General features: G+C 39.0%; 27 protein-coding genes and 1 pseudogene. 8 read left to right on the forward strand and 20 right to left on the reverse strand.

The window, feature by feature from the left end; all coding sequences use genetic code 11:
* Positions 1-429 precede the first annotated feature (429 nt).
* Positions 430-909, forward strand: a complete 480-nt coding sequence (locus tag AAEY62_RS18590; protein ID WP_007582860.1) for an RNA recognition motif domain-containing protein — start codon at positions 430-432, stop codon at positions 907-909.
* Here AAEY62_RS18590 and murI read toward each other — a convergent pair.
* The gene (gene murI, locus AAEY62_RS18595; protein WP_024591445.1) at positions 872-1,672 is read right to left on the reverse strand and encodes a glutamate racemase; all 801 of its coding nucleotides are present in this window, start codon (positions 1,670-1,672) and stop codon (positions 872-874) included. The genes AAEY62_RS18590 and murI overlap by 38 nt on opposite strands.
* Before the next feature lie 65 nt (positions 1,673-1,737).
* On the reverse strand, positions 1,738-2,877 hold the full coding sequence (locus tag AAEY62_RS18600) for a DUF5610 domain-containing protein (protein ID WP_024591444.1): 1,140 nt from the start codon (positions 2,875-2,877) through the stop codon (positions 1,738-1,740).
* A 162-nt stretch (positions 2,878-3,039) separates the two neighbouring features.
* Here AAEY62_RS18600 and trmA point away from each other — a divergent pair, with 162 nt between their 5' ends.
* Positions 3,040-4,137, forward strand: coding sequence for a tRNA (uridine(54)-C5)-methyltransferase TrmA (trmA, locus tag AAEY62_RS18605; RefSeq protein ID WP_007582854.1), 1,098 nt, complete (start codon positions 3,040-3,042; stop codon positions 4,135-4,137).
* Positions 4,138-4,147: 10 nt separating this feature from the next.
* On the opposite strand, the gene AAEY62_RS18610 is transcribed toward trmA, so the two are convergent.
* From AAEY62_RS18610 to ccoG, 5 genes are all read right to left on the reverse strand, one after another.
* Positions 4,148-4,600 (reverse strand): 2-thiouracil desulfurase family protein, encoded by a 453-nt coding sequence (locus tag AAEY62_RS18610; protein ID WP_024591443.1) that lies wholly within the window; start codon positions 4,598-4,600, stop codon positions 4,148-4,150.
* Between the two features lie 59 nt (positions 4,601-4,659).
* On the reverse strand, positions 4,660-5,298 hold the full coding sequence (locus AAEY62_RS18615) for a thiol:disulfide interchange protein DsbA/DsbL (RefSeq protein ID WP_010555409.1): 639 nt from the start codon (positions 5,296-5,298) through the stop codon (positions 4,660-4,662).
* Between the two features lie 16 nt (positions 5,299-5,314).
* The gene (locus AAEY62_RS18620) at positions 5,315-5,938 is read right to left on the reverse strand and encodes a thiol:disulfide interchange protein DsbA/DsbL (protein ID WP_007586563.1); all 624 of its coding nucleotides are present in this window, start codon (positions 5,936-5,938) and stop codon (positions 5,315-5,317) included.
* A 34-nt stretch (positions 5,939-5,972) separates the two neighbouring features.
* Positions 5,973-6,947 (reverse strand): serine/threonine protein kinase, encoded by a 975-nt coding sequence (locus AAEY62_RS18625; RefSeq protein ID WP_024591441.1) that lies wholly within the window; start codon positions 6,945-6,947, stop codon positions 5,973-5,975.
* Positions 6,948-7,033: 86 nt separating this feature from the next.
* On the reverse strand, positions 7,034-8,464 hold the full coding sequence (gene ccoG / locus AAEY62_RS18630) for a cytochrome c oxidase accessory protein CcoG (protein WP_007586568.1): 1,431 nt from the start codon (positions 8,462-8,464) through the stop codon (positions 7,034-7,036).
* 288 nt (positions 8,465-8,752) lie between these two features.
* On the opposite strand from ccoG, the gene AAEY62_RS18635 reads away from it, so the two are divergent.
* Together AAEY62_RS18635 and AAEY62_RS18640 are read left to right on the forward strand one after the other, a co-directional pair.
* Positions 8,753-9,112: a hypothetical protein gene (locus tag AAEY62_RS18635; protein WP_350635763.1), complete on the forward strand. Its 360-nt coding sequence runs from the start codon at positions 8,753-8,755 to the stop codon at positions 9,110-9,112.
* Positions 9,112-9,318, forward strand: a complete 207-nt coding sequence (locus tag AAEY62_RS18640; RefSeq protein WP_007586570.1) for a hypothetical protein — start codon at positions 9,112-9,114, stop codon at positions 9,316-9,318. Before AAEY62_RS18635 ends, AAEY62_RS18640 begins: the two co-directional genes overlap by 1 nt.
* Before the next feature lie 27 nt (positions 9,319-9,345).
* Here AAEY62_RS18640 and AAEY62_RS18645 read toward each other — a convergent pair whose 3' ends face one another.
* The 13 genes from AAEY62_RS18645 to gspC all read right to left on the reverse strand — a co-directional run bounded on the left by AAEY62_RS18645 (position 9,346) and on the right by gspC (position 21,353).
* Positions 9,346-9,933, reverse strand: coding sequence for a UPF0149 family protein (locus AAEY62_RS18645; RefSeq protein WP_007586574.1), 588 nt, complete (start codon positions 9,931-9,933; stop codon positions 9,346-9,348).
* A 22-nt stretch (positions 9,934-9,955) separates the two neighbouring features.
* The gene (locus AAEY62_RS18650) at positions 9,956-10,714 is read right to left on the reverse strand and encodes a type II secretion system protein N (protein ID WP_007586576.1); all 759 of its coding nucleotides are present in this window, start codon (positions 10,712-10,714) and stop codon (positions 9,956-9,958) included.
* A 3-nt stretch (positions 10,715-10,717) separates the two neighbouring features.
* Positions 10,718-11,191 (reverse strand): type II secretion system protein M, encoded by a 474-nt coding sequence (locus tag AAEY62_RS18655; RefSeq protein WP_010555411.1) that lies wholly within the window; start codon positions 11,189-11,191, stop codon positions 10,718-10,720.
* Entirely contained in the window at positions 11,188-12,396 is a 1,209-nt protein-coding gene (gene gspL, locus AAEY62_RS18660; protein WP_007586580.1) for a type II secretion system protein GspL, read from the reverse strand. Before gspL ends, AAEY62_RS18655 begins: the two co-directional genes overlap by 4 nt.
* Positions 12,393-13,382, reverse strand: a complete 990-nt coding sequence (gene gspK / locus AAEY62_RS18665; protein ID WP_007586581.1) for a type II secretion system minor pseudopilin GspK — start codon at positions 13,380-13,382, stop codon at positions 12,393-12,395. Before gspK ends, gspL begins: the two co-directional genes overlap by 4 nt.
* Positions 13,375-14,013 (reverse strand): type II secretion system minor pseudopilin GspJ, encoded by a 639-nt coding sequence (gspJ, locus tag AAEY62_RS18670; protein WP_350635765.1) that lies wholly within the window; start codon positions 14,011-14,013, stop codon positions 13,375-13,377. Before gspJ ends, gspK begins: the two co-directional genes overlap by 8 nt.
* Complete coding sequence (gene gspI, locus AAEY62_RS18675) at positions 14,014-14,388, reverse strand: type II secretion system minor pseudopilin GspI (RefSeq protein WP_002962039.1); 375 nt, start codon at positions 14,386-14,388, stop codon at positions 14,014-14,016.
* Positions 14,388-14,975, reverse strand: coding sequence for a pilus assembly FimT family protein (locus AAEY62_RS18680; protein ID WP_350635767.1), 588 nt, complete (start codon positions 14,973-14,975; stop codon positions 14,388-14,390). Before AAEY62_RS18680 ends, gspI begins: the two co-directional genes overlap by 1 nt.
* Before the next feature lie 49 nt (positions 14,976-15,024).
* Positions 15,025-15,447, reverse strand: a complete 423-nt coding sequence (gene gspG, locus AAEY62_RS18685) for a type II secretion system major pseudopilin GspG (protein WP_007586585.1) — start codon at positions 15,445-15,447, stop codon at positions 15,025-15,027.
* An 81-nt stretch (positions 15,448-15,528) separates the two neighbouring features.
* Positions 15,529-16,764, reverse strand: a complete 1,236-nt coding sequence (gene gspF, locus AAEY62_RS18690; protein ID WP_002962033.1) for a type II secretion system inner membrane protein GspF — start codon at positions 16,762-16,764, stop codon at positions 15,529-15,531.
* A gap of 2 nt (positions 16,765-16,766) precedes the next feature.
* Entirely contained in the window at positions 16,767-18,332 is a 1,566-nt protein-coding gene (gene gspE, locus AAEY62_RS18695) for a type II secretion system ATPase GspE (protein WP_024591435.1), read from the reverse strand.
* Positions 18,325-20,388, reverse strand: a complete 2,064-nt coding sequence (gspD, locus tag AAEY62_RS18700; protein ID WP_024591434.1) for a type II secretion system secretin GspD — start codon at positions 20,386-20,388, stop codon at positions 18,325-18,327. The genes gspE and gspD overlap by 8 nt, the downstream gene beginning before the upstream one ends.
* Positions 20,389-20,411: 23 nt before the next feature.
* A complete protein-coding gene (gene gspC, locus AAEY62_RS18705) occupies positions 20,412-21,353 on the reverse strand; it encodes a type II secretion system protein GspC (RefSeq protein ID WP_024591433.1) in 942 nt (313 codons plus the stop codon).
* Positions 21,354-21,563: 210 nt separating this feature from the next.
* Here gspC and hslR point away from each other — a divergent pair, with 210 nt between their 5' ends.
* The 4 genes and pseudogenes from hslR (at position 21,564) to AAEY62_RS18725 (ending at position 25,943) form a co-directional block, all read left to right on the forward strand.
* Positions 21,564-21,986, forward strand: a complete 423-nt coding sequence (hslR, locus tag AAEY62_RS18710) for a ribosome-associated heat shock protein Hsp15 (protein WP_007586590.1) — start codon at positions 21,564-21,566, stop codon at positions 21,984-21,986.
* A 12-nt stretch (positions 21,987-21,998) separates the two neighbouring features.
* On the forward strand, positions 21,999-22,844 hold the full coding sequence (gene hslO, locus AAEY62_RS18715) for an Hsp33 family molecular chaperone HslO (RefSeq protein WP_007586592.1): 846 nt from the start codon (positions 21,999-22,001) through the stop codon (positions 22,842-22,844).
* Between the two features lie 267 nt (positions 22,845-23,111).
* Entirely contained in the window at positions 23,112-24,650 is a 1,539-nt protein-coding gene (locus AAEY62_RS18720) for a phosphoenolpyruvate carboxykinase (RefSeq protein ID WP_024591432.1), read from the forward strand.
* A 183-nt stretch (positions 24,651-24,833) separates the two neighbouring features.
* Positions 24,834-25,943: pseudogene (locus tag AAEY62_RS18725) on the forward strand (PepSY-associated TM helix domain-containing protein).
* The last annotated feature ends 692 nt before the right edge of the window (positions 25,944-26,635 follow it).

Below are 26,635 nucleotides of genomic sequence, written 5' to 3' on the forward strand. Positions count from 1 at the left end.
ATTGCTTTATATTGTTAAAGAACGTTTTGAGTCGCTTTAGCGTCTCAAGGGATGCGAATAATACACCCTTTATTTTTTGAGTCAACACTTAGTTTTAAACTTTCTTTTTAGATAATTTAAAACCGAAGTTTTATTTAACTCTCTGAGTTGTTCGTGCCTCGCTATGCGTTGGCGTTTCCCGTCTCAGTGGGGTCGCATTATAGGGAGATCCGAAAACAGATCAACCCTTTTTTTAGATCTTTTTACTGTTCGAACAAAAATAGAACAAAACCATGTAAAACCATATGAAAACCTTCCTAAGATGATGCTTTTTTGTGCTCTTATTTATTATTTAATACAAATATCATTGCTATGTTTGATTTAGACGTTAAGATAGCAAGTTCACAATGTTAAATTAATGTTTATTTCCTGTTTATTGGTAGATCTAAAATGAAATTACCCGATCAAAAATCTTTTATCTTCTCTGTTATTCTTGCTGTAGTTGGTTTTGTTGTTGTTGAGTTCGCTTTAGGCGGCTTAGCTTTAAACCCTGCATTACTATTTGGTGCTGGTTTATTAATAGGTGCGATTGCTATTGCTGCAATGTCATCTGATGTGACTGAAGAAGCTGAAGTTAAAACAAAAACGCTTTATGTTGGTAACCTTCCTTATCGTGCAAACGAAGGTGTGGTTCGTGCATTATTTGAAGAACAAGGCAAAGTATTCAATGTTCGTTTATTAAAGGATAAGAATACTGGCAAGCGTCGTGGCTTTGGTTTTGTTGAAATGGCGCAAGCTGATGCAGACAATGCAATTGCTAACTTGAACGATAGCGAGTTCCAACAACGTACTTTAAAGGTACGTGAAGCAAAACAAAAACAAGAAGATGATTCTAATGCTCTACGTACTGAGACGGATCAGTCAGTGTAACTAGCTTTACCGCTAGCTTATTGCTAAACACATCAGCCGTTGCATAATATTGCAGCGGCTTTTTTATGTCTGTTAGTTTATTCACACAGAAGTTAAGTTGGTTAAGTAGGTAGTTGACTCTGTTTGCTATCGCTACACCTGAATCAAGTAATTTTACATTCCCTTCAAAATACTGACTAATAGGCTCTGCTAATATTGGAAAGTGCGTACATCCTAATACAAGTACATCTATAGTTTTATCTATATGTAGGCCATCAAGCACTTGATGCAGCTTGTTTGTATCCAAAGACTCTGTAAAAAAGTATTGCTCAGCTAAAGTTACTAACTCCACACTGCTATATAGATTAACGGTTACATTACGAGCATGCTCAGTAATTAATGTTTTAGTGTATGAACTGGCGACCGTTGCCGGTGTGGCTAATAAGCCAATATGATTTGAACGTGTTAACTCTGCCGCAGGCTTTATTGCTGGCACAACACCTACTATAGGAATATCTGTCATTTGGCGAACAGCACTAAGTGCAGATGTAGAAGCGGTATTACACGCTATTACAATTAAATCAACATTAAGCGTATTAGCTTTGATGAAATGAATAAGTGAGCATAATCGGTTAATGATGGTTTTTTGGGATTGAGCACCATAAGGCAGTAATGCATTATCCATAAAATAACTGTACTGAGCATTGGGGATACTTTGCTTTATATGCTCAAGTACAGTAGTTCCACCAATACCTGAATCAAAGACCATTATATGCGCTGACAAACTACCGTTCCCACTTTACTTTAAGAACGGCAGTTTGCCATGAGGTATTTATAAAAGAAAGTAGTTTAACTTTGCGTGGTTTCTAAATCAGTAAGCCTGTCGGCCGCAGAATTTAACTGATTAAGGTTTTCGAACATAGACTTTGTGTAATCTACTAACTTATCTATTTGTTCCTGATCTTGATTTAACCATTGGAGAATGCCAGCTAGCTGATTTTGTAATCCAAGCTCACCCGCTTTTTCAAAAGCATTTTTAAGGTCGTCATTAAAAGGAGCTAAACCCTCCGCTACTTGTTTTTCTGGTGCTGGTCTATATTCTTCATAGCTTTTAACTGTTGCTATTGTTTTTGTTTGGCGTAAATCCATAGAAAAAGCCACCAGCTGATCGCTGTCTAAACTCAGCTCCTGCGCTTGTTCAAATGCTTCATCTAAATCACCACCAAAAAAGGTTTTACTTAAATCTTGTAAGTCTTCCATCATCGTATTAATAGCTTCTTGCTCTTGCTCATTTAAGTCACCATTAACCGACATCGAAAATGATACCTGCCGAGATTGCGATGATGAGCTTGCAAACGACTCGCTATTATTGTTTTGCTGATAGCCACTTGCCGACTGAGATTCAAATGCATCAGCAAAACTAATACTTACCTCATCACCTTCTGCGGTAGTAAATTTATACTCTGCATTACTCGTCATACTGACATATTGAGCCTGGCTTATATTTACGCTGGCAGATTGTGGGTTAAATAACGACTCTTCAAACTTATCAAGCCCATTGTAAATTCCCTCTTTGGACTTATTAATCCCCTCTTCCATGTCATCATTAAATACGCCTGTACCTTTGAGTTCATCAACAGCGTCGTCAATCCCTATTTGGACTCCTTTGCGCGCGTCGCCTAACATATCTTTGAGCTTTTCGTCATCAGCGCCGTTAGCTTTTGCTTTATTAACAGCACTACTTACAAAATCGAGTACGTTTTTTACTATTTCATCAAAATCAAATAGTGGTTTATCTGCTTTTTTTTCTGCGATAGGCAATCCAAGCTGCTCAGCCATTTTATCGCCAAGCACCTTTGCAGCCAACTCTCGGCCTCGTTGTTGGTAGCTATCTTGAGGAGACGTAATTGTAGGTTGCTGTATATCAGCTTTATTATTGAATTTATTGATGTTGTTGTTTGGCGTAAAGCCATAATTACCTATTTTCATGATTCGTCTCCTAAGCGTGCGTAGTTTATTATCGGCTATAACAATAAAAACTAAAGTACAATGTTCAATAAAACAGCATAAATGCTAGCCAAAACTAGACAAATACGCAGCGCTCCCTACAATAGCGCCGATAAACAGATCTTAGATAAGGTAGTAGCGTTAATGGCAGTTATTAAAATAGATACCACACAGTACCAAACGCAGTTAAGTGAAAAAGAGCAGCGTATTAGTGCACAGTTCCAACGTTTTGGTGTGGAGCAACTAGAAGTATTTAGCTCAGAGCCAACTAACTACCGCCAACGTGCTGAATTTAGAGTATGGCACGACGGTGACGATCTGTTTCACATTATGTTTGATCAACAAACAAAAGAAAAAATCCGTGTTGATACATTTGATCCAGCAGCGCCTCTAGTTGGTGAAATAATGCAGGTGATGATTGAGCATCTTAAGCCTTGTGAAATATTACGTCGTAAGTTATTTCAAATCGATTACCTATCCACGCTAAGCGGTGAAATTTTAGTAAGCTTGCTTTATCACAAACCACTTGATGATGAATGGTTAAGTGAAATTAAAGCGCTTAAAGAAAAACTAAGCAGTAAATACAAAATTGACTTTATCGGCCGTGCTCGCAAACAAAAAGAAGTGCTGGGTGATGACTTTGTAACTGAGCGTTTAACAGTTAATGGTCAAGAGCTTATTTATCAACAAGTAGAAAATAGCTTTACTCAGCCTAATGCAAAAGTAAATATTAATATGCTGGAGTGGGCGCAAGATTTATGTAAACCACTTAAAAATGATTTATTAGAACTGTATTGCGGTAACGGTAACTTTTCAATTGCGTTAGCGGGCTGTTTTAATAAAGTATTAGCAACAGAAATATCAAAATCATCTGTTCATTCTGCTCAATACAATATTGCTAAAAATAACGTAGAGAACCTAGATATTATTCGTATGTCTAGTGAAGAGTTTACTCAAGCAATGAATGGAGAGCGTACTTTCTCTCGCTTAGACGGTATTGACCTTAAAAGCTATGACTGCCAAACCATATTAGTTGATCCACCGCGCGCGGGCATGGATGAATTAACGTGTGACTTAGTGGCTAACTACGAAAGCATAATTTATATATCGTGTAATCCTGAAACCCTTGAGCGTGACCTTGATCACCTAACACGTACGCACAACGTTAAGCGCTTTGCTATATTTGATCAGTTCCCATATACACATCACATTGAGTCGGGTGTTTTCTTGCAGCGCAAATAACCAACCAAAATTAAAGTGCCAGTACTTTTATAAGTGCTGGTATTTGCTTTTCACTAAATACTTGAATACCATTTTTTATTAATAATGCTGTAGTTAAACCTAGCCCTTCGATTTTTACTCCGCGATGCTTTCCATCATATATTGTATTTCGTCCGCAAGAAGGGCTCGATTCTTTAAGTAGAGCAAAACGAACTTGATTCTTTTTACAGAGTTCTAGCGCTATATTAGCTCCAGTTTGAAACTGTTCTGTTACATCTTCTCCTAAATTAGTAATTACACTCCCCTGTATTATTTCAGCAGGAGCTCTAGGAGTAGGAAGCCCACCAGCGACCTCAGGACAAAACACAATTAATCTATTTTGTTTTTGCCACAAATTAAGCTGTGGATGCAAAATTGCGTGTCCTCTACCATCGTAGCGAACAGGCTGCCCTAGCAAACAACTCGATACTAATATTTTTTCCATCGCTATATCCTTATAAAGCAAAAAAGCTCCTTAAGGAGCTTTTTTTATTTTGGCTAAATTTATTTATTAGCTAAGTAATTAATCAGTTTGCTAATATCTTCTGGTTCAGTAATACCCGACTCACGACCTAGGTTTAATTTATACTTACCATTTACAATAAATGTAGGTACGCCACGTAGTGCGCCTTTTTCTTTAAAGTAGTCTTGATCGCGTTTCATTTTAGAGCTCAGCGTACGTACCGAGAAGCTTTTAAACAGCTTATCAAACTTATCGCCATCAACGCCCTGCGCTACAAATATATCTTTTACATCTGCAAGCTCATTAAAACTAGCGCGCTTTGTATGAATATGATTAAAGATTGCAGAGACAATTTTATCTTTTTGCGGAAGCACTTCTGCAGTAGCGAGTGCTTGGCTCATCATCTGTTGGTTTTCTGGGTCGCGTACACCTACAAAATCAACATGGCTCTTTTTAAATTTAACGTTTTTATCAAGCTTAGGCTTAAACTCACCAATTAGTGCTTCCATGTTATTACATGCAGGGCAGTAAAATGAGAAAAACTCTTTAATTTCTGGCTTTTTAGTTGCGCGCTCAGAAACAACGTCGTAATGCACGCCTTCTTCATACGTTGCTGCAAAGCTTGTTGCCGCCATAGGAAGTAGTACTGCAAGCAAACCTGCTTTAACTAATTTAATCATTATTATGCTCCGAAATTTATAGTGCTAATAAAAACGCTACTAACTCATCAAGTTCTTTTTGATTTTTGATGGTGTTGAGGTTTATTTTATATTTATCGTTAACAATAAAAGTAGGTACACCTGTAAGTGCGCCTAATTTTGAATATTTATTTTGTTTGTTTTGCATTGCTTGCTCAGCCGAAATAACTGGCATGCTTGCAATTTCTTGATCAAACGTTGCGCTATCAATACCGTTTACTTCAAGTAATTTTTTAACGTCTTTCATTTCAGTTAAAGGAGCACGCTGAACATGAATACTTTTAAAAATTTGATCGCTAATACTCTGCGCCTGACCATGCTGCTTAGCAATTAAGTAGGCAAAGCTTAAATTACTTTGTGCTTGTGGCGACACGCCACCTAAAAAGTTCACGTGGTTTTTAATAAACTCCGCGCCTTCTGGCAAGCCTTGTTCAATTGCTTTTGCTACTGGTTCAAACTTAAAACAATGTGGACAGTAAAATGAGAAAAACTCGGTTACTTGTGGTGATGTACTTTTGTCTACATCAATAACAGTGTATTGATTATCAACTTCAAACTGTGCAGCAAGTGCTGCAAATGGTAAACATAAAAGTAATAAACTCAGTTTTAATTTTTTAAGCATTTGTATCTCGTTGTACTTGTCTTTAAATAAAATATTACGGCAATAACTTTAACGGTGCTTCTTGCAGTGCTGCAAGTTGCTCCTTCAGTGCTAAAATTTGTTGCTCCCAGTATTTGTCATCAGCAAACCATGTAAAGTTCCGCACAAAGGCAGGATCGCTCCATCGTTTAGCTACCCATCCCATATAATGGATAATACGCATCGCTCGCAGCGGTTCAATTAATTTGAGTTGAGAGTGATCAAAATCACAAAACTCTTCATACGCATTCACAAGGGTGTCTAACTGTAACAGTTGCGTCGCTCTATCGCCACTGAGCATCATCCATAAATCTTGGATTGCAGGACCTTGGCGGCTGTCATCTAAATCCACAAACATGAGCGCATCACCTGCCCACAAAATATTACCAACGTGGCAGTCACCATGTAAGCGAATACTTTGCACATCTTTATACTGTTTTTGCGCCTGCTCTATCACTAAATCTAAAATAGTATAAAAGGCAGTATTTATTCCCATAGGCACTAAGTTACTTTTTTGAAGATGAACTTTGGCTGTATGTAAATACTCCTCGCAGGTAACTGTTGGCCTATAAGTAAAAGGCTTTGTTTTAGCTACTTGGTGCATACGGCCAATTAAACGCCCCATTACATCAAGCTGATCTAAGTTATCAACCTCAAATAAACGCCCGCCTACACTTGGAAACAACACAAACAAATAACCTTCGTGTTCAAACAAGCTTTGCCCATTATATAAAATAGGGGCAACAACAGGCACTTCCGCTTCTGCCAGTTCAAATGCAAAGTCATGCTCTTCTTGAATTTGCTCTTTACTCCAGCGCTCTGGGCGATAAAACTTCACTACGTAACGCAGGCCATCATCGGCTTTAAATTGGTACACTCTGTTTTCATAGCTATTGAGTGCCAACAAACCAGATTCGGCGTACACACCTACGCTTTCTATTGCATCGAGTATTAGGTCAGGTGTTAAGTCAATAAAACTAAATTTACTCATACTCTTCTTATATAAAATAAAAAGCGGGTTATATACCCGCTTTTGTTAATTGCTATATCAACTTACCTATTTAAGGTAGGTTATGATTATCGCGCTTTAAAAAAGTTACTCGACTGCGATATTGTCTCATCCGGCTCATCTACCGGTGAAAGCACAAAGTTAAACTCTGTCATCGACACCTTCAAATCATAAGGGTCCATTACAAGCGACAATGGCACATTATGAGATTGCCCTGCCTGCACTGTAAATGACTGCTTACCAATATACTTAAAGTTATCTAACCCTTGTACTTTAATATTAAAGGTTTGCTCGTACTGCGCCTTGTTGATTACCTTTAATGTGTAGGTGTTCTCTACTAAACCATCAAAATCGACACGATATAATTGGTTTCGATCACGAATGATATCAAAGTCCATTGTTTTACGCAGCGCTATATTAGCTACAAGTGCTCCCGTAAGCACAACAAGTATGACCGTGTAACCAATGATTTTAGCTCGTAGTGGATTCGTTTTATTTTCTGGGGTTTCGAGGTTTCGCTCTGTCGTATATGAAATAAGCCCACGCGGGTATTCCATTTTATCCATTACGCCATCACACGCATCAATACATGCACCACAGTTAATACACTCAGCTTGTAACCCATTTCTAATATCAATACCTGTTGGGCACACTTGAACACACAAGTTACAGTCTATACAGTCGCCTAGCTCTAAATCTTCATGATCTACTTTACGTGAACGAGGACCACGGCTTTCACCACGGCTTTCGTCGTACGTTACAGTGTATGTATCTTTATCAAACATAGCTGATTGAAACCGTGAGTAAGGGCAAATGTGTAAACACATAATTTCTCGCATCCAACCGGCATTACCATAGGTACACGCAGCAAAGAAAATAATACTGACTAGTGCATAACCACCCACGTTAAACGTTACAAAATCAGGAAGTAACTCTCTGATTGGCGTAAAGTAACCCACAAAAGAAATAGCGGTATATAACGAAAACAATACCCAACTAGTATGCTTTGCCGTTTTACGCCAAAACTTATCAAAATTCATGGGTCGTTGATCGAGTTTTTTACGCTGATTAGCCGTGCCCTCAAGCTTTTCTTCAAACCAAATAAAAATAAAGGTCCAAACAGTTTGCGGACATGTGTAGCCACACCACACCCGCCCATAGAAGGTGGTCACTAAAAACAGCGCAAATGCTGCCAGCATAAAAATAAACGCTAATATGGTAAAATCTTGAGGCCATAGCGTTAAACCAAAAATATTGTATTTTTGACCAATTAGATCAAACAGCACTGCTTGCTGGCCGTTAAAATTAATCCAAGGAAGTAACATAAACGCAAGTAGGCCTAAAAAGCCAATGCGCTGCCTAAGTAATTGATGTAGGCCTTTTACGGCACGCACATAAATACGATTTCGGGGATTGAACCTATCATCTTGACGGCTTAAATCCGGTTTTTGGATTTTCACCTCTACAGGGATATTCTTTACTTTAATTTGCTTGTCCATCGAAGTTCCTCAACGCCGCTTGGAAATAAAAATCCAGCAATACTCAAGTACTCTATACTTAAAGCTAGCAAGTTACTTGCTAGGCAGATTTACTTTAATAAATTGCCTTCTCGAATACTTTCAGATATTTCAGAAATATCTGACTGCTGTTAACCATTATAACAATGTTGGTTAAAATTACTGGCATAGATCGCTAATAATTTATTCATCCCAGTTACTTGCTTTTAAAATGCAGTTTATTACACTGCATGGTAATTCAACCCTACTTAGATCAAGGTTTACGTATCCATGAAAAAATTTGTTATTTTGGTAGTTGTGATCCTTGCCTTTTTTACAATCGATCATCCGCTTATAAAAGAACCTCGCGAAAGGTTATTAGGTGAAGGCATTGGTTTTTTAAGTGATGCAAGTAAGATTAACAGAAGCCCTGCTGCAAATATGGCTAAAAATAGAATCAGCACTCAACTTAAATTGTCTGAATCTGAGGGTGAGTACGTAGAAAAAACGTTTACAACAGATGACTCTGTTCAGTTATTTCACCTACGTTATTGTCGTGAACGTGACTTAAACCTTTATTTTTATGGCGATCGTTTAAATACAGTATGTAAAATAGTGACTGAAGCATTAGAGCAAAAGCGAGCAAAGTAGTGGATTTTTCAGGATTAAATAAAAAAGCAAGCGACTCATTTCATAAACAACGCAATATGCTCAAGCAATTAGCACAAGGCAAAACGTTAAAGTGTGAGAAGTGTAATGGGGTTTTAACACTTAATTTAGCCACCAGTGAACCTGGTAAAGGCGTAGTAAAGTGCAAACAAGGCTGTACGGATATTATATTAGAGCTAGGCACTTAGATTAAACTAAGCGCCTGGTATTAATAATTACTCTTCCCAACTCTCGTCGGTTATCAAACCGCTATTAATTGCGACCACTTCAATTAGTTCAGCAAACCCTAATGCAAAGTCACCCATTGATTCATATTGGTACTGACACAAGGCTTCTATAGTCATGTTATTTTGTTTGGCAATCTGAGCTATTGCTAGCTGGTCGAGTGCAAAAAAACTTAATGTACTTAACGCACTTTCTAATGCTTGTTTAAAGTCAGTGTCTAATTGCGGTGCATTTAACAAAGGCTCTGCGTAAGCTTTGGTTGCAACTAAGAAACCTTTACTCCATGACTTACAAAATTCAGCATCAAATGTGTTAGGTAATTTGTATCCAGTTTCAAATACTTGCTCACTAATTTTATGATATAGCGCCATAAACAAGAAAAGTACTTCTTCATCTAAATCATTAGCTGTATTTGGTAATATCTGCTCAAGCCACTCATGCACATCTAATGGATTGGGCGAACAAATAACGCCAAATAAATAGCCTTGGCTTTGTTGAAGGGTCATTGCTTGAGATTGGGTATTTAAAAATGTGCTGAGCTGCTTTGCGTGCAGCTCAGTAAATTGGGGTATTTGCATTAAAACTCTTTATATTCAAACATTAAAAGTTGAGCGGGTAACGACCTTGGCTATCTGGTCGGCCTAAAAATTTAACCGCATCATGTACATCTTTAGGTAAGCTAGCATCTGGTTTTACATAACCTGCCACACTAAAGTCGAAATTAGCTTTAAGTGTAGCATCTGCCTCAAGGCCAAGCGTATTATCTGGGTCAATTAATATAGCAATATCGCCCGACTTACAGCTTAACTTACCAGCCAGAGGTCCAATATTAAACCACCCATTTAAGCCTTGCACGTCAATATTAGGGCTCGCTATTTCACCTTTTAGTGAATCACAATAAGGTGCACCTGAGCTGTATTCATCAAGTTCTAAAATTACACGCCCTTTAGCGGTTACAGGTAGGGGAAGCTGCACGCGCTGCATTGCACGCTCTACAGTGGAGCGTACTAGGCCGTCAGTCACTTTAACTTCTTGATTAAAAAGCCCATAACTTACATCAGCATAACCCGAGATATCACTACGCTCTCGTGCATTACCAAACTTCACATTCGCATTTAGCTTGCCTGTAAATAACTTCCAGCCAGCAATGTCCCAGCGCACATTATTTAACTGTTCACCATCAAAACGAACTTGCATCATTTGACCTTGCCAAACAGTGCCTACAGTTTGCCCTACTTCTAATTGCTTTGGAAAGTACGGTTTTGCTATATCTAGTGCAATATGTGCTGGTAATTTAATAATACAAAACACAATAAAACTAATTAAAAAGACAGCCGATAACGTTATTATTTTTTTCATTAATTAATTCTCTAATACTAAACGGCTTACACGCACATAGCCTGATTTATCATCGCGGCTCAAATCTAAGTTTTCAATTTTTAAGCCATGCTGATTCACTAACTCATCTAGCCATTCTATTAACTGATTAAATTCTACAGAGTCGAGCGTCAAACGTAGCGAATCACTACTTGGCTGCATTTTACTAATACTTATTTGATGGCGCCCACGTGTAGAATTAACAATTTGGCTTAAGTTTGCATTGCTAGCAACACTGGTGTTACCCGCAGCCTTTAGTTTAACAATACTGTCATCAACCCAAGCTAATAGCTCTTGTTGTTTAATTTGAGATTGCTGTGCCTTTTCTATCGCATTATTTAATGGTCGAAATATTCCCATTACTAAAACAAAAATAATAAACACGCCACCAGCGACCATTACCAATTGTTGTTCTTGCTCTTTAAGCGAGCGCCATTGTTGCATTAACTGCTTTTTCATACTGCACCTCGCAGTTTAATTTCACCAACGACATAATCACCGTCATTATTTAAAGACCCTTGCTCAACAGTTAAACCTTGTTTTTCAAGTATGATTTTTACTTTACCAAAAGTTTGGAAGTCTTTAGCGCGTGCACGAATGCGCAGCTCATTGCGACGTTTGTCATAACGAAGTGTTTCAGGTGTAAATTCGCTAACTTGCGAAAATACATCAACCAAATTAGTCGTTAAGTCTAAAAAACCCGACTCACTTGAGCCTTGCACTTTATCTAACGCGCCTTTAATTTGGCTTTTAATTAGATTGGGGCGAACTTTAGTTCCTGGAAATGCTTTTTGGTATCTGTCGACTACTTGAGCTTTAGCTAATTCTACTTGTGTATTAAGTTGGTGTAACTCAATAGCTTTTATTGTAATCGTAGAAACCAATGCAACACTTGCTATAATTGCGGCGCCTTTCCAGTAACCCCACCATAAAGCGCTTTGTTTTTTAAGCTGATACATACCTTGGCGTAAGTTAAAGTTAACGCTATCTAACTGCTTTGCAAATAATGCTAGAGGTAAGTCGTACTCACTCGTTTGCGCTTGTAAGTTAACGCTTTCTGGAAACTGACTAGCTGGGCTAAAATGCTTAATATCAGGATTACCCATGGCTGTTAAGTAGCCATTTAACCAACTAGATTCAACCGCACCTATATGCCATTGCCCCTGCTTAAATAACCATTGGTTATTGAGCTCGATAGCGGTAACTGCGCCATCATCTGCAAGCGGTAACAACAAAGCATCGGGTAATATTCTGTATACTGATAGATTATGCTCTACAAATAATGCGAGCCATTGTTCAAACCATTCACGGTCTGTCATTGCTACACGAATTGCATGTTGCTCACCAAGCATTGTCGGCTGCGCTACTGCTATAAACAGTTCATCTACGTCACATGCTATATCTTCCTCCAGCATGTATGGCAATGCTTGCTCAAGCTTGCGATTCCATTTTGTTGGCAAAGCGACCGTTTTTAATTGCACTTGATCACTTGGTAACAACACAACAACTTCTCGGGTAAGTGCTTTTTCGCTTAGCTCACTTAAATGCTCTGCATTTGGTAACTCGCCACTGGCTATTATTTCTTGTTCTTGTGGTGAGTAAATTAACCAATTAAGCAATTCTTGCTCGGTTTGACCCGTGCGGATCAACAGTATTTCTGTCACTGTACGCCTCCAAATTTTCGCGCCAGTATCGTTACGTCACCGTCTTTAGCGTGCAGTAATGTGGTCATCGAAAAACGCAGGTCGACAAAATTTGCCTGCGTTTGTAATTTAAAATATTCGCTTTTAATACTAAATAAACTTTTGACTGAGTCGGTATTAGTACCGCCTTGTTGCTTCACCTGTTCAAAAAATTCATCAATGGTGTCAAAGCCAGTTTGCGGTCTTGCACCTATCACAGCCTCTGCACCAGATAAGCTCAAGCTTTCTATTAAGGCACTGAGTATAAGTGCTTGCTCTGGGATTAATGTATTTACGTTAATAGATAAAAGCGTACTGCCTGGTATTACACATACATATGGCAGTACTTTTTCCATCACTAATGGGTTAAAACCCTTAACCAAGCGTAATTCCGATGTTGATGCAAATAAACTATTGGCTGTCATATACGGAAAATCTCGTGATAAGTACTCGTCTTCTTCTGCACCTGAGCGATATGTAATACTGTCCTCGTCAAGCCAATCAAATACGCTATCTGCCATTGTCTCTTCTGATTCATCAGCAGGTAAATCTTCAATGTTTTCAAGTAATGCAAAGAGTGCTTTATGTGCAGGGTTTGTTTTACTTGCGCTATTTTCTTCTGGCGCTATGGCTAAAGCATTTAAATTTAGACATGCTTGTAAATCAGTAATTTTGCCACTTAACGTGCCGTTATCAACAGGGTATGAAGCATCACCTTGAGTTGCCCAAACTTGATCAAGTGTTGTTTTATCAGCATCATCTTTTTTACTTTGTATTAGCCCTTTAATAGCAAGCTCTTCTGCACCGTAAGCGTACCATTTAGCTTGCTGATGACCTTGTAAATTAGTACTTTTTTGCACTTGAACCATTAAATTAGCACTCATTTCTACTGCTAAAATAGCCGCTAATGCCACAATAAACAAAACAATAACAAGTGCTGCGCCGCGCGATGATTGCTGCTTAACCATTATTCACATCCGTACTTTGTGTAGCAACAACTTTGCCTTGCCCAGGAACTAAAAATACACGACGAATTGGCTCTGCTTCTATTTGTTGCAAAGTAACAGCAACCGCTTTAGGGAGAGCTTTAATTTCCCACTGTTCCTGCCATTCGTTTTTATCATCCAAAAACTCAAACTTAAGCTCTTCAACATTTTCTAGTACACGTTGAACTCGCGGTTCCATATTATCAAGCTGATCAACATAAACCCGATAAACACGCTCAAGGTTATCGTCAATCACTCTATAACCAACGGCTTGTAGTTCTGAACGTGGCAATAAATTAATTGGATTTATCCAGCCATCTCGTACAAACGCAATACCATCGTATTGGCTTTCTAAAACGTAACGACCAGCAAGTAAGTATTGTTCTTGAACATCACCAGATTCGTTTCGTACTGCACGTTTGGTCATTTGGCTAAAATCTTGATCCATTAACCTAAATGTTGTTTGCAACCCATTTAACTCAGCAATTTTTTCATCGGAGACATCTTTTGCTCTTGTTGTCGTCTCGAGTATTTGATGAGTAGCAATAATAACAAAAGCTAAAATACCCAGTGCTACCATAACTTCAAGTAATGTAAACCCGCGCTGCTTCACTTACTTTTTGCCTTTATTTAGATACGTTGATAACTCATATGCCGAATGCTCATATTTTTCATCCGTAAAAACATTTATGGTTAACTTAACAAAGCTTTTGTCAGCAGTGGCTGTTACTTCTTGCTGCCAAAACCATTCAACACCGCCCATTACTTCGCTGCCTTTAAGGTTATTTTTACCTTGCCATTGTTCGCCTTTAGTACGCTGTTCAATAATAACGTTTTCGGCGACCCAAGATGCATAGGTTTGCTCTTCAATAGTCGTTAAGTGGTGTATGTGCTCGCTTGTTGCTTGCATTGCAGCTATACCCGCCATGGCACAAATACTTAATGCCACTAATACCTCTAATAAGGTAAACCCTTTAGTGCGCTTCATTATTCTGGCTCTCGGCGAAAGTTTACTGGTGCAGCAAATTCACCTTCAATGTAATACACAGGCTCGCTTTGCTCTTTTAACTCTAATATAAGTTGAAACGCGCTTACCTCACCTGATGACAAAATAAGTACTTGTGGGATTTTCAACTTTTTAAGCTCAAGTAAACTGTCCTCATCGCCGCCACTCATAAGCTCGCGCCAGTTAGATTGCTCTAAGAGGTTATCTTGCGCCCACGCTAAATCTTCTAAGTTAAGAGTGGGCTTTAATCTTTCATCTAACTCTATTGGTTTAAAAAGATCTTCACGGTCAAAGGTAATCCACTTTTCACCATCGAAAACTAAATACTCTAACGTATTTTCTTCTACTAATAAGCCCAATTCAACTTGGTTTAAAATGGCAAATTCCGATGCCATGTTAATGGTGGTATGCAGCCTTAATGCTTGAGTATCTAACTCTTCCTCAGCACCGCCTTCTAAGCTGTATACCACCATTTTTGTAGCAAAAGCGATGATCACTAATACCACTAAAATTTCTATTAAACTAAAGCCTCTGCTTTTTGCATGGCGCTGCTTAAGGCTTGCTTTCATAGCAAGCCTCTAGCATTAACATATTCATACAAAACAGTGTACTTAAGCATTATTGCTTTTCTTCGTCCCAGTTACCGATATCATCATCAGTACCTACTTCACCATCTGGGCCCATAGAAAAAATATCAAACTTGCCAATTTCACCTGGGCTAATTAGCTGATATAGATTACCCCATGGATCTTCTGGTAATTCATTAATAAAACCACCGTCAGGGAAACGTTTTGGAACCGGTTCAATGCTTGTTTGAGTAACTAGCGCTTCAAGACCTTGCTCTGTGCTTGGGTAGCTCTTATTTTTAAGCTTGTATAAGCTCATTGCATCTTCTAATTGTTGAATATCTAGATGCGCTTTATCGATAGCAGCCTCTTCTTGCTGACCCATAATGTTAGGTGCAACAATTGACATAATCATCCCGATGATAACCAGTACCACCATCACTTCTAGTAAAGAAAAACCTGATTGTTTATTCACGTAATTACCTCATTATTCTAAAAACATTAAGTAAAAATGGTTTAGGTAAAACCATTAATATATTTAAAAGTTTATTCTAACTTAAAGTCCAACAGCTTTATTCATCGCCATTATTGGCTGTAATATTGCCATTACTATAAATAATACAATAACCGCCATTGAGGCGATCATCGCAGGCTCTAGTAGTTTAAGCGATACATTAACCATGCTCTCAAATTCGCGATCTTGGTTATTTGCAGCACGCTCTAACATTTGCTCTAGTTCACCTGATTTTTCACCACTTGCTATCATATGCAGCATCATTGGTGGAAACAACTTAGTTTGCTGAAGTGCAGCTCTTAAGCTTGCACCCTCACTCACTCTGTCGGATGCATCTGCAACCGCTTTTTTAATTTTTTCGTTAATTAATACGCCGCCCGAGATACGCATCCCCTCGAGTAATGGTACCGAGCTTGACGATAAAATACTTAAAGTACGTGCAAAACGTGCGGTGTTAATACCACGAGCCACTTTACCTATACCTGGCATATGTAGCACTCGGTCATCCCACCAAAAACGTATTTTAGGCTGCTTAAGTGCATGCTTAATACCAATGGCTATAGCTGTAATCGCTATTAAACTAATAAACCAATAATTTTGCACAAAATGGCTGCCTGCCATAACCCATTCGGTTGTCCAAGGAAGTACTTGTTTTGTTTTTTCAAACGTTTTTAATATTTTTGGTACTACGGTGCCCAGTAATACCGACACAATACCAATTGCAAATACCACTAATATAATGGGGTAAACCATAGCCTGAGTTATTTGGCTACGCATATGTTGGCGCTGCTCGGTATAGTCGGCTAAACGATTAAGTACTTGGTCAAGGTGACCCGACTTTTCGCCTGCGGCTACCATTGCACGATATAAATCGTCAAAAACATGAGGAAACTCACTAAGGCCATCGGCAAGTGTGTAACCTTCAACCACTTTTGAGCGTACCGACATAAGCATACGCTTTAAACGCGGCTTTTCGCATTGCTCAGCAACCGCCATAACAGCGCCTTCAACAGGGAGTGCCGATTGAATAAGTGTTGCTAATTGCCTTGTAATTAGTGCTAAGTCTGAGGTTGAAATTGTCGGTTTAAAAAAGCCACCGAGTAAAGGGGCTTTTTCACCTTTGACTTGTTTATCACTTTGCGCCGCAGGGACAACTTCAAGCGGCGTAAGTTTTTGATCACGTAAAGTTTGGCGAATTTGTTTAGCTGTATCGGCTTCTAAAATGCCTTTTTTTTCTTTACCTCGGCCATCTAAGGCACGGTATTCAAACGCCGCCATAGTTAACCTTCCTCACGGGTAACACGCAATACTTCTTCAAGTGTTGTTTTACCTACAAGTACACGGCTACACCCATCTTGGCGAATACTTGGGCTGCGCTTACGAATGTATTTTTCTACGCTTTGCTCGCCTTTACCGTTGTGAATCATTTCGCGTATTGTTTCATCAACTACAAGTAACTCGTGAATACCCGTACGACCACGATAGCCATTAAAGTTACACTCTTCACACCCTACTGCTCGATAGATTGTCGGTTGGCTTTCAAAAGGAACCCCTAACAGCTGGCATTCATGCTCATCAGCCGTGTGACCTTCTTTGCAGGTATTACACAATGTACGTACTAGCCGTTGCGACAACACACCGAGTAACGACGATGAAAGTAAGAATGGTTCAACACCCATATCTTCCATACGTGTAATTGCACCCGATGCGGTATTAGTATGCAGAGTAGACATAACAAGGTGGCCGGTAAGTGACGCTTGAACACCAATTTGCGCAGTTTCAAGGTCGCGTATTTCACCCACCATTACTACATCAGGATCTTGGCGTAATATTGCACGTAAACCACGTGCAAATGTCATATCAACTTTTGCATTAACTTGTGTTTGCCCAATGCCTGGAATTTCGTACTCTATCGGATCTTCAACGGTAAGAATATTGCGATCGCGTGAGTTAATTTGGCTCATACCAGCATATAGAGTGGTACTTTTACCAGAGCCCGTTGGCCCTGTTACCAAAATAATACCGTGGGGTTTACTAATTAAATCTGAAAACAATGCACGATTATCTGCGGTCATACCTAAATCTTCTAGATCTAAACGCGCGTTGTTTTTATCAAGTAAACGCAGTACTACACGCTCACCGAAGCTCGATGGCATTGTAGACACACGCACATCAACTGCACGTCCGGCAATACGCAAACTAATACGACCATCTTGTGGAATGCGTTTTTCGGCTATATCAAGCTTAGCCATTACTTTAATACGAGACACAAGTAACGATGCAAGTTTACGATTAGGTTTAAGTACTTCTTTAAGCACGCCATCGACCCTAAAGCGAATAACAAGCTCTTGTTCGAAGGTTTCGATATGAATATCAGAAGCCCCTTCTTTAATCGCTTCACTTAGCATGGCGTTAATAAGCTTGATTATTGGCGCATCATCGTCACCAGCTAGTAAATCTTCAGTTTGCGGAAGTTCATCAGCAAGTGAGAATAAATCAACCTCGTTGCCAATATCTTCCATCATTTGTTGTGTTTCAGAGCTATCACGTTGGTATGACGCTTCAAGCAATAGCTCAAATTTATCATCAGCCAATTGCTCAAGTGTAAAACCATGGCCTGCGATACGGCGTACTTCTAATAGTACTTCCACATCTAGCTCACCACGGTAGTAAACTATACGGTGATCTTTGTTTTTGCCAAGCAACACACCTGCACGTCTTGCATAGGAAAACGGCAAACGCTTTGCTGGTAACTCAACTAACACATCACTCGTTAATAGCTCATCCTGATTATGCGTTTTAGGATGAACCACATCTTGGTTTATCTCTTGAATCGCATTAGTCATCTTTACGCTCTTGTGCATTTTGTTTACGCAGAGACTCTTCATACGTAGGGGGAAGTACTAATTCGTCATTCCACTCAGGTAAAATAGGCGTATCAGTCATTGGCATTAACTCAATACCGTCTTCTTTTTGTTTAAACTGCTCACCACGAATAAAGTTATATTTATTAAAGCTTAACTTATTCATGCTTACACCATCACGAATAATGGTTGGGCGAATAAACACAATAAGATTACGCTTACGGCGCGTTGTATTTGTTGATCTAAACAAGTGGCCTAAAATAGGGATATCGCCTAATAACGGCACCTTAGAAACACTTTCTTGTACGTCTTCGTCAATTAAACCACCAAGTACAACCATACCACCATCATCGGCCATTACCGTGGTTTTAATTGAACGCTTATTTACTGAAATATCAACCGCAGTTGCACCACTTACGCTCGATACTTCTTGCTCAATAGTAAGCTGTACTGCAGAGCCATCATTAATCTGAGGCGTAACAACCAATTTAATACCGACTTCTTGACGCTCAACTGTTTGAAATGGGTTTGCATTGTTACTGCCTGTTTGTGAGCCTGTAATAATAGGTACTTCTTGACCGACTAAAATAGAGGCTTCTTCGTTATCCATTGTAGTTATAGAGGGTGTAGCCAAAATGTTCGAATTTGTATCAGTAGCAACAGCCTGAATAATTGCGCCCCAATCATTTTTAACAACGCCCAGCGCTAAACCATTAATGCCACTAAGTAAGGAGGCTAATGGACCATAGTCACCTTCTGTTGTTTCCGTATACGGCGTTACCGTACCTGATTCAGTTCCTATTATATTTTTAGTAACGGTTACATCTTGTGCTTGCTCTGCAGCAACAGCTAATGACCCAACGGGAACCGTAGTGCCGTTGTTAAACTGCAACATACCGCCCTGCTCAGAAATCCACTGCAGGCCTAAATTAACCCCGTCGCCTTCCATTACTTCAATAATAATCGCTTCAACCAGTACTTGGGCACGGCGAATATCAAGGCGTTCAATTACTGATTCTAATGATCGCATTGTGTCTGGCTGTGCGGTGATAATTAATGAGTTTGAGTCTGGGTGAGACTCTATACTGCTTTCATTATTGCTTCTGCTACGGGTCTTAGTAGTACCGCCTTGTGCATCTTCAACAAGTGACTTACTAACACCTTGCAATACTTTTACTAAATCTTCAGCTTTAGCATAATTTAGGTAAAACACCTTAGTATTACCTTGGCTTTCTAGCTCACCATCTAAGCGCTTAATAAGCTCAATAGCACGTGTACGTGCTTGGCCTTCACCACTTACAATAACGCTATTAGTTCGGCCATCAGCCACAACTTTTGGAATTAAAAATTCAGGCACACTGCCTTTACCGCTGTCTTTATAAATATTGTCTACTACAGAGACAACATCATCTGCCGTCGCATATTTAAGCTTAACAATGTCTACACGCTTGTCACCCGCCTGATCAACAGAGCGAATAATCTCAACTAAGCGATTAACCGATGCAGCATGACCTGTTAGCATCATTACGTTAGCCGCATTAAAGTTAGCAACGTGGCCACCATCTTTTTGATCGCTAAATTGACGAACTAGAGGACCAAGCTCCTGCACACTTACATTTTTAACACGTACAACACGCGTAATCATCATGTCGCCGCTAGCTTCACTACCTTCGTCAATAAGTGGCACATTTGATTTTTTAGCGTCTGAACTTTTTTCTACCTTAATTATGCCATTGTCCATTTCAACAGCTGAGTAGCCATAAACTTCCAATACATTTAAGAAGAACTGATAATAAAGTGCTTCGTCCATTAACTCATAGCTGCGAACATTTACCTTTCCGCGCACGTTAGGGTCAATAATGACTGTTTTATTAAGGTTTTTACCAACAATATTAATGAACTCGTTGATATCAGTCCCTTTAAAGTTAGCAGCATATTCAACAGCAGAAACAGACAAAGAAATACTTGCCGCCAAAAAAAGTGCTGCGTACTTAGCTAACCCTTTTTTAATTTTTTTGAGGTGTAGCACCTGAACCATCGTATTAAAACTCCAAAGCTAAATTATTGCAGACTAAATTGCACATCAATTTGTTCACCATCACGCTCTATAGTGATATTGGCATCTGTACTATTACGCAGCTCATTAATAGCTGACATAGCCTGTTTTAAATCTGTTAGTTGATAGCCATTTATAGAAATGGCTAAATCGTTATTTTTTAAACCCATTTGCTTAAACAGCTCCGGCTCTTTACCTGGACTTAAGCGATATCCAATTAGCTCACCATCATTCATGGCTTGTGAAACACGTATATAGTCAAATAGCTTGCCCGGCTCTTCGAGTAACTCTTCACGTGTTTCTATAATTGCTTCTTTAACGTCTGGATCTGCAGTGGCATCTATTTGTAGATCACTTGGTTCTAATTTTTGCGGACCCATTTCAGCATCATCACGCGCAGCGAGTACTGGCATAGACACCTTCTTACTGAAATCGAGTCCATCAAGCATTAATGTTTCAAAGCGTCCATTAACACTCAAAATAATACGATCCGGCAATATTTGTGCAACTTCAGCACGCGTACCCGATACTACTTCATCAACAAGATAGCTTACTTGCTTACCTTGTGATTCAATAATTGCGATACCTGCTTTGTCATCGTTATTAACCGCTACAATGCCGGTTAAATTGATACTTAAGCGCGTTTCTGGCGCATTATTTATTACCTGCGATTGCTTTGCAGTATTATTGTTGTTTGTTACAGTTTTTTTACCAAATAAAAATTGCTCAATAATATGCTGCGCTGAGTTGTTACTCGCACCAGATGACTGGTTAGCATAATGAGTAGGGGTAAGTAGAGTTACTGGTGGTTTTGGCCACAAAAGCCAAACAAGTTTTGATAATAAAAATGCAAGATAAACAACAACTAACAGTGTCACTAATGCACTTAACTTAGCATGCGGTAAACGAGTTAAAAATTGTTTTAGTTGTTGGATTTGCTGTTCCATAAATAGTGTTCTTATTTTAATTTACTGCGTTAGCGCGTACCCATAGTACCCTTTCATTTTTCTTTCAACAAGCACACTAATATTAAACTTTGTAAACAGATTAAATTAACTTTACATAACAGTACAAAAAGTAAACTGCCGTTGTAATACCTTCATCCTACGATGATTTCATGATAAATTTTAAGCTATAAAAACGTGGGGAAATGCCTTATGAGTAAAAAAAGTAATGCTAATACCAGCTCAGACCCTGTAGATGGGTTAAAAGTTCGATTAGATAAATGGTTATGGGCTGCGCGATTTTATAAAACTCGTGCAGTTGCACGCGAAATGGTGCAAGGCGGCAAAGTACATTATAATGGGCAACGTACAAAAGCGAGTAAAATAGTAGACGTTGGCGCAAAAGTAAAACTGGCTCAGGGCGTAGATGAAAAGCTGATAACTATACTCTCAGTGCTTGAAAAACGTCAAAGCGCCCCCATTGCACAGACCATGTATCAAGAATCTGATGCAAGTATTGCTAAACGCGAAGAGAACAGCATCGCACGCAAAAATAACAGCTTTTTTGCTCCTCATCCGGATAAAAAACCGGATAAAAAGCAAAGACGCGAACTTTTAAAAATGAAATCAAGTTAGGTATAGCCGCTCATGCAACAAGATTTACTTCACCGTTATTTATTCAACGAACTAGATGTTCGTGGCGAACTCGTACAAATCGAGAATGCTTATAATGAAATGATTGCCGACCATAATTACCCAGACCCTGTTAAAGCATTACTAGGTGAGTTACTTGTTGCAACCTGTTTATTAACCGCCACTTTAAAGTTTGAAGGTGAAATTGCAGTACAGCTTCAAGGTGATGGCCCAGTTAAATATGCAGTTATAAATGGTGATGATAAACAAAACATGCGTGGTATTGCACGCCTGCAAAGCGAAATTACGGGCACAACTGTAAAAGAGCTTATTGGTCAAGGCTATATGGTGATCACTATTACACCAAGTAAGGGTGAACGTTACCAAGGTATAGTTCCGCTAGAGCATGATACTCTGAGTGAATGTATCGAAAGTTACTTTGAGCAGTCAGAGCAATTAAAAACACGCCTTTGGTTTGCAACCGACACAACAGAAGGTAGCGCAAAAGCATGTGGTCTATTTTTACAAGTACTCCCAGTTGATAAACAAAAATCAATTGAAGACTTTGCACACCTAGAAGCATTAAGTAACACCATTAAAGATGAAGAACTATTACACCTTGATGCTAATACTGTCCTTACACGCCTTTATCACGAAGATAATCCTCGCGTATTTGAACCTCAAGCGATTAAATTCAAATGTGGTTGTAGTCGTGATAAGACAATTACTGCACTTGTTAATATTGGACAAGAAGAACTACTTAAAGACGTAGCTGAAAAAGGGTCTGTTAATATTAACTGTCATTACTGTTTAAAAGAGTATGTTTTTAACGAACAAGATATAAAAAGCATTTTCAACTAAATGTTCAGCTTCATCTATATATAGTAATTAAAGCCGCAAAATATGCGGTTTTATATTATAAAAAGATGATACCGGTGTCATCTTTTCTGCTAATTTCATGACACCGGTATCATTGAAATTATTCATGTTTTTTCTTAAATATATGTGTTTTTAGAGGCTTTACGGGCTCGAATATCTTAAAACCTTCTGTTACTATAATTTCAGTTTAAGGGCACTGATAACCCCAGAGCTATCCGTTCAAACTCTCACACATAGTTAGGTATAAACATGACTACAGGCGCTACACGTTTTGTCGATTTAACCGCAGCTGAACTTGTCGAGCATGCGATCCGCCGTGGCGAAGGTACTTTAGCCGCAAATGGTGCTTTTGTTGCAATTACAGGAAAACGAACTGGTCGTTCACCAAAAGATCGTTTTATTGTACAAGAAACAACAACTCAAAATGATATTCAATGGGGCAACGTTAATCGTCCATTTGATGCAGACAAATTTGACGCATTATGGGCTCGCGTAGAATCACATGTTCAAAGTAATGACCACTTCACCTCTCACCTAGAAGTTGGCGCAGACCCTGAGCATTATCTACCTGTAGTTGTAACTACAGAAACAGCGTGGCACCATATTTTTGCCAAAAACATGTTTATCGAACCGCAGAACTATAACGCTTCAAACTTACCACAATGGCAAGTAATGAACGTTCCTTCGTTTGTATGTGAGCCAGAACGTGATGGCACAAATAGCGATGGCACCGTCATTATTAACTTTGCGCAGCGTAAAGTATTACTAGCAGGTATGCGTTACGCCGGTGAAATGAAAAAATCGATGTTTTCTGTACAAAACTTCCTACTACCAGCAAAAGGTGTATTACCAATGCACTGTTCTGCTAATGTTGGTGAAGCAGGCGATACAGCATTATTCTTCGGTTTATCTGGTACGGGTAAAACAACACTTTCAGCAGATCCTACTCGCTTTTTAATTGGTGATGACGAACATGGTTGGGCACCTGGAAGCGTGTTTAATATTGAAGGCGGTTGTTATGCTAAATGTATCGACCTGTCACAAAAGAATGAACCTGTAATTTGGAATGCTATCCGCTTTGGCACTATTTTAGAAAATGTAGTGTTAGATGAAAAAGGCGTTCCAGATTTTAACGATACTAGCCTTACTCAAAATAGCCGTGCAGCATATCCACTTGAACACGTTGAAAAACGTAAAGTAGAAAACCGCGCAGGAGAACCTAAGGCTGTTGTATTTTTAACTTGTGATGTAAGCGGTGTATTACCACCCGTTTCTATACTTAGCGAAGAAGCTGCTGCTTTTCACTTTTTAAGTGGATACACAGCAAAAGTTGGTTCTACTGAGATTGGTTCAACTAGCGATATTGAATCAACATTTTCGACATGTTTTGGCGCACCATTCTTCCCACGCCCTGCTGGTGTTTACGCTGAGCTTCTTATGAAGCGTGTACGCGAGTTTGGCGCTAAAGTGTACCTTGTGAATACAGGTTGGACTGGCGGCCCTTACGGCACAGGTAAACGTTTTGATATCCCAACTACTCGTGCAGTAATTGATGCAATCGTATCTGGTAAATTAGCGGGTGTTGAAACTCAGCACATTGATGTTTTAAACCTAGATGTACCGGTAGCAGTTCCAGGTGTAGATACTAACTTACTTAACCCAATTAATACGTGGGAAGACAAAGCTAAGTACAATGAATATGCAGCAAAACTTGCCGCAGACTTCACTGAAAACTTTGCTAAGTATGACGTATCAGACGATATAAAAAATGCAGGACCTAAAGCTTAAATAAGCTTCAAGCTTGTACTTTAACGCCAGCCAAGAGCTGGCGTTTTACTTTCTAAATACCTAATTTAATAAGTGCGACAAAATGCCGCACAACTCATATCAAAAAACCATATAATATACCGCGTAATTAATCATTCTTTAATGCCCAATAAACCTGCATTACTCATTACGACTATTTAATTAATGACACTAAAGCTTTCATGGCGAAAAATATTCAGGCGGTTACATTTATACTTAGGGCTCTCGGTAGGTGTTTTACTTGCTATTATTAGCCTTTCTGGCTCCGTATTAGTTTATTACCCACAAATAGACTCACTGTTAAATCCAATTAATGACACTACCACTAATACAAAACCACCTAATTGTGATCAAGCATATAATACGCTAAGAGCCAATTTTCCTATAAAACTAGGGCCATAGCGATTAGAAAACACAGGTGTGAACTCAATTATACCCGCACGCTACTACAATCCCATAGAAACAAAAGAGCAAGGCTTTGCTCCCTTAATGGTATGGCTATCTAGCAGTAGTGATAAAGTAATACGTAAAAACTATTGGGGAAAATACTTAGTAACTTGGATGTACAACTTACATTTTTCATTACTAACAGGAGCAACGGGCACTCTCGTTGTTGGCTATATAGGCATAGCCTCAATAGTTCTTCTTATCTCTGGATTCTTTGCTTGGTTTCCAAAGCCTGGGCAGTGGGTAAAGACACTAAAATTTAAATCTCGTAGCTCTAAAATAGGTTTGCTATACGACTGGCATAAACTAATTGGTTTAACCTTCTGCATACCGCTACTAGCTTTAACTGTTACAGGTGTTATGCTCGCTATTCCAAAACAAACAGATCCTATATTAATAGCCCTAGTTGACGATATAAACTCCCCACCAAAAACACAAATACAGCCTTGTAAACAATTCAATATTCCTTTATCGCAAGCAATACTAATAGCACAAAAAGCATTACCGAGTGCGCGTTTAGCTTGGATTGAAACACCCTCAAACTTAAATGCTATTTACAGATTTAGATTTCAAACTGTAGACGATCCTTCGTATCGCTTCCCACATAGCTATATAGAAGTTAATGCACTTACAGGAAAGTTAGAGAGCGTGTTTAATATAGATAAGCAAAGTACGGCTAGTAAAATAAAAAACTGGATACACCCTCTACATCACGGCAGCATTGGCGGTAACATTTTAAAAGTCATTTGGGTGCTGAGTGGCTTTGGACCTGCTGCATTGTTCTTTATTGGCGTATATAGGTGGTTAGTTAGAACCAAGAAAATATAAAAATAAAATAAACTTTACGCCAATCTCCCTAGTTAAATGATCTATTTGAGGACAAAAATTTCTTTATTTCGTTGTTCTCGCCAATTACTCCTAAGTTGCTCAACCTTCTGTATCCATGCAATCGTATATCAGAAATTTCTAACGCAATTAACGTCAAGTTCAATCCACCAAATTGATTAGGTATTATTGCCGATTAGTATAATTATCAGGTATGTGTATTTATTCTGCACGCGCTAAAACTACAGTTAGTTACAGATGTAATGCGGTAAATCACTTAGGTAAACTTAGCGCACAATAGTGCCACCCAATTAATTGCTTACTAGTGTCTGTAAATAAGGCTATATACCTAATGGGAATGTCTAATAGGCTACTGAATAGTTAAAGCAAGGCTCTTTACAATGTGAAGCCTGCGTAATGTCACGATACCCACAGCGGTGGAGAGTCACGTAGTAAATGCTAATTTATTGGCCGACTGAGATATTAAGGGATTTTGCTGTGATTTTAACGTCGGGAGTCGCTACGCTCGGCCGACCTACGTGATGTGTGTTGATGTGAGTGTGTGTTAATTGCGCGCATTTCACTTTTCTGCAGACGTAAAAAAGCCCGAATTGTTAAATTCGGGCTTTCTACAATTTGAAGCCTGGTAATGTCCTACTTTCACATAGCAAATGCTACACTATCATCGGCGCTGT

It is taken from the genome of Pseudoalteromonas sp. GW168-MNA-CIBAN-0100 (assembly GCF_040309225.1).
Taxonomy (GTDB): domain Bacteria; phylum Pseudomonadota; class Gammaproteobacteria; order Enterobacterales; family Alteromonadaceae; genus Pseudoalteromonas; species Pseudoalteromonas arctica.

What these genes read in the sequence shown, in the direction of transcription:
- AAEY62_RS18590 (WP_007582860.1), top strand. Translation starts at nt 430, where the DNA reads ATGAAATTACCCGATCAAAAATCTTTTATCTTCTCTGTTATTCTTGCT.
- AAEY62_RS18600 (WP_024591444.1), bottom strand. Translation starts at nt 2,877, where the DNA reads ATGAAAATAGGTAATTATGGCTTTACGCCAAACAACAACATCAATAAA.
- trmA (WP_007582854.1), top strand. Translation starts at nt 3,040, where the DNA reads ATGGCAGTTATTAAAATAGATACCACACAGTACCAAACGCAGTTAAGT.
- AAEY62_RS18610 (WP_024591443.1), bottom strand. Translation starts at nt 4,600, where the DNA reads ATGGAAAAAATATTAGTATCGAGTTGTTTGCTAGGGCAGCCTGTTCGC.
- AAEY62_RS18615 (WP_010555409.1), bottom strand. Translation starts at nt 5,298, where the DNA reads ATGATTAAATTAGTTAAAGCAGGTTTGCTTGCAGTACTACTTCCTATG.
- AAEY62_RS18620 (WP_007586563.1), bottom strand. Translation starts at nt 5,938, where the DNA reads ATGCTTAAAAAATTAAAACTGAGTTTATTACTTTTATGTTTACCATTT.
- AAEY62_RS18625 (WP_024591441.1), bottom strand. Translation starts at nt 6,947, where the DNA reads ATGAGTAAATTTAGTTTTATTGACTTAACACCTGACCTAATACTCGAT.
- ccoG (WP_007586568.1), bottom strand. Translation starts at nt 8,464, where the DNA reads ATGGACAAGCAAATTAAAGTAAAGAATATCCCTGTAGAGGTGAAAATC.
- AAEY62_RS18635 (WP_350635763.1), top strand. Translation starts at nt 8,753, where the DNA reads ATGAAAAAATTTGTTATTTTGGTAGTTGTGATCCTTGCCTTTTTTACA.
- AAEY62_RS18645 (WP_007586574.1), bottom strand. Translation starts at nt 9,933, where the DNA reads ATGCAAATACCCCAATTTACTGAGCTGCACGCAAAGCAGCTCAGCACA.
- AAEY62_RS18650 (WP_007586576.1), bottom strand. Translation starts at nt 10,714, where the DNA reads ATGAAAAAAATAATAACGTTATCGGCTGTCTTTTTAATTAGTTTTATT.
- AAEY62_RS18655 (WP_010555411.1), bottom strand. Translation starts at nt 11,191, where the DNA reads ATGAAAAAGCAGTTAATGCAACAATGGCGCTCGCTTAAAGAGCAAGAA.
- gspK (WP_007586581.1), bottom strand. Translation starts at nt 13,382, where the DNA reads ATGGTTAAGCAGCAATCATCGCGCGGCGCAGCACTTGTTATTGTTTTG.
- gspI (WP_002962039.1), bottom strand. Translation starts at nt 14,388, where the DNA reads ATGAAGCGCACTAAAGGGTTTACCTTATTAGAGGTATTAGTGGCATTA.
- AAEY62_RS18680 (WP_350635767.1), bottom strand. Translation starts at nt 14,975, where the DNA reads ATGAAAGCAAGCCTTAAGCAGCGCCATGCAAAAAGCAGAGGCTTTAGT.
- gspF (WP_002962033.1), bottom strand. Translation starts at nt 16,764, where the DNA reads ATGGCGGCGTTTGAATACCGTGCCTTAGATGGCCGAGGTAAAGAAAAA.
- gspE (WP_024591435.1), bottom strand. Translation starts at nt 18,332, where the DNA reads ATGACTAATGCGATTCAAGAGATAAACCAAGATGTGGTTCATCCTAAA.
- gspD (WP_024591434.1), bottom strand. Translation starts at nt 20,388, where the DNA reads ATGGTTCAGGTGCTACACCTCAAAAAAATTAAAAAAGGGTTAGCTAAG.
- gspC (WP_024591433.1), bottom strand. Translation starts at nt 21,353, where the DNA reads ATGGAACAGCAAATCCAACAACTAAAACAATTTTTAACTCGTTTACCG.
- hslR (WP_007586590.1), top strand. Translation starts at nt 21,564, where the DNA reads ATGAGTAAAAAAAGTAATGCTAATACCAGCTCAGACCCTGTAGATGGG.
- hslO (WP_007586592.1), top strand. Translation starts at nt 21,999, where the DNA reads ATGCAACAAGATTTACTTCACCGTTATTTATTCAACGAACTAGATGTT.
- AAEY62_RS18720 (WP_024591432.1), top strand. Translation starts at nt 23,112, where the DNA reads ATGACTACAGGCGCTACACGTTTTGTCGATTTAACCGCAGCTGAACTT.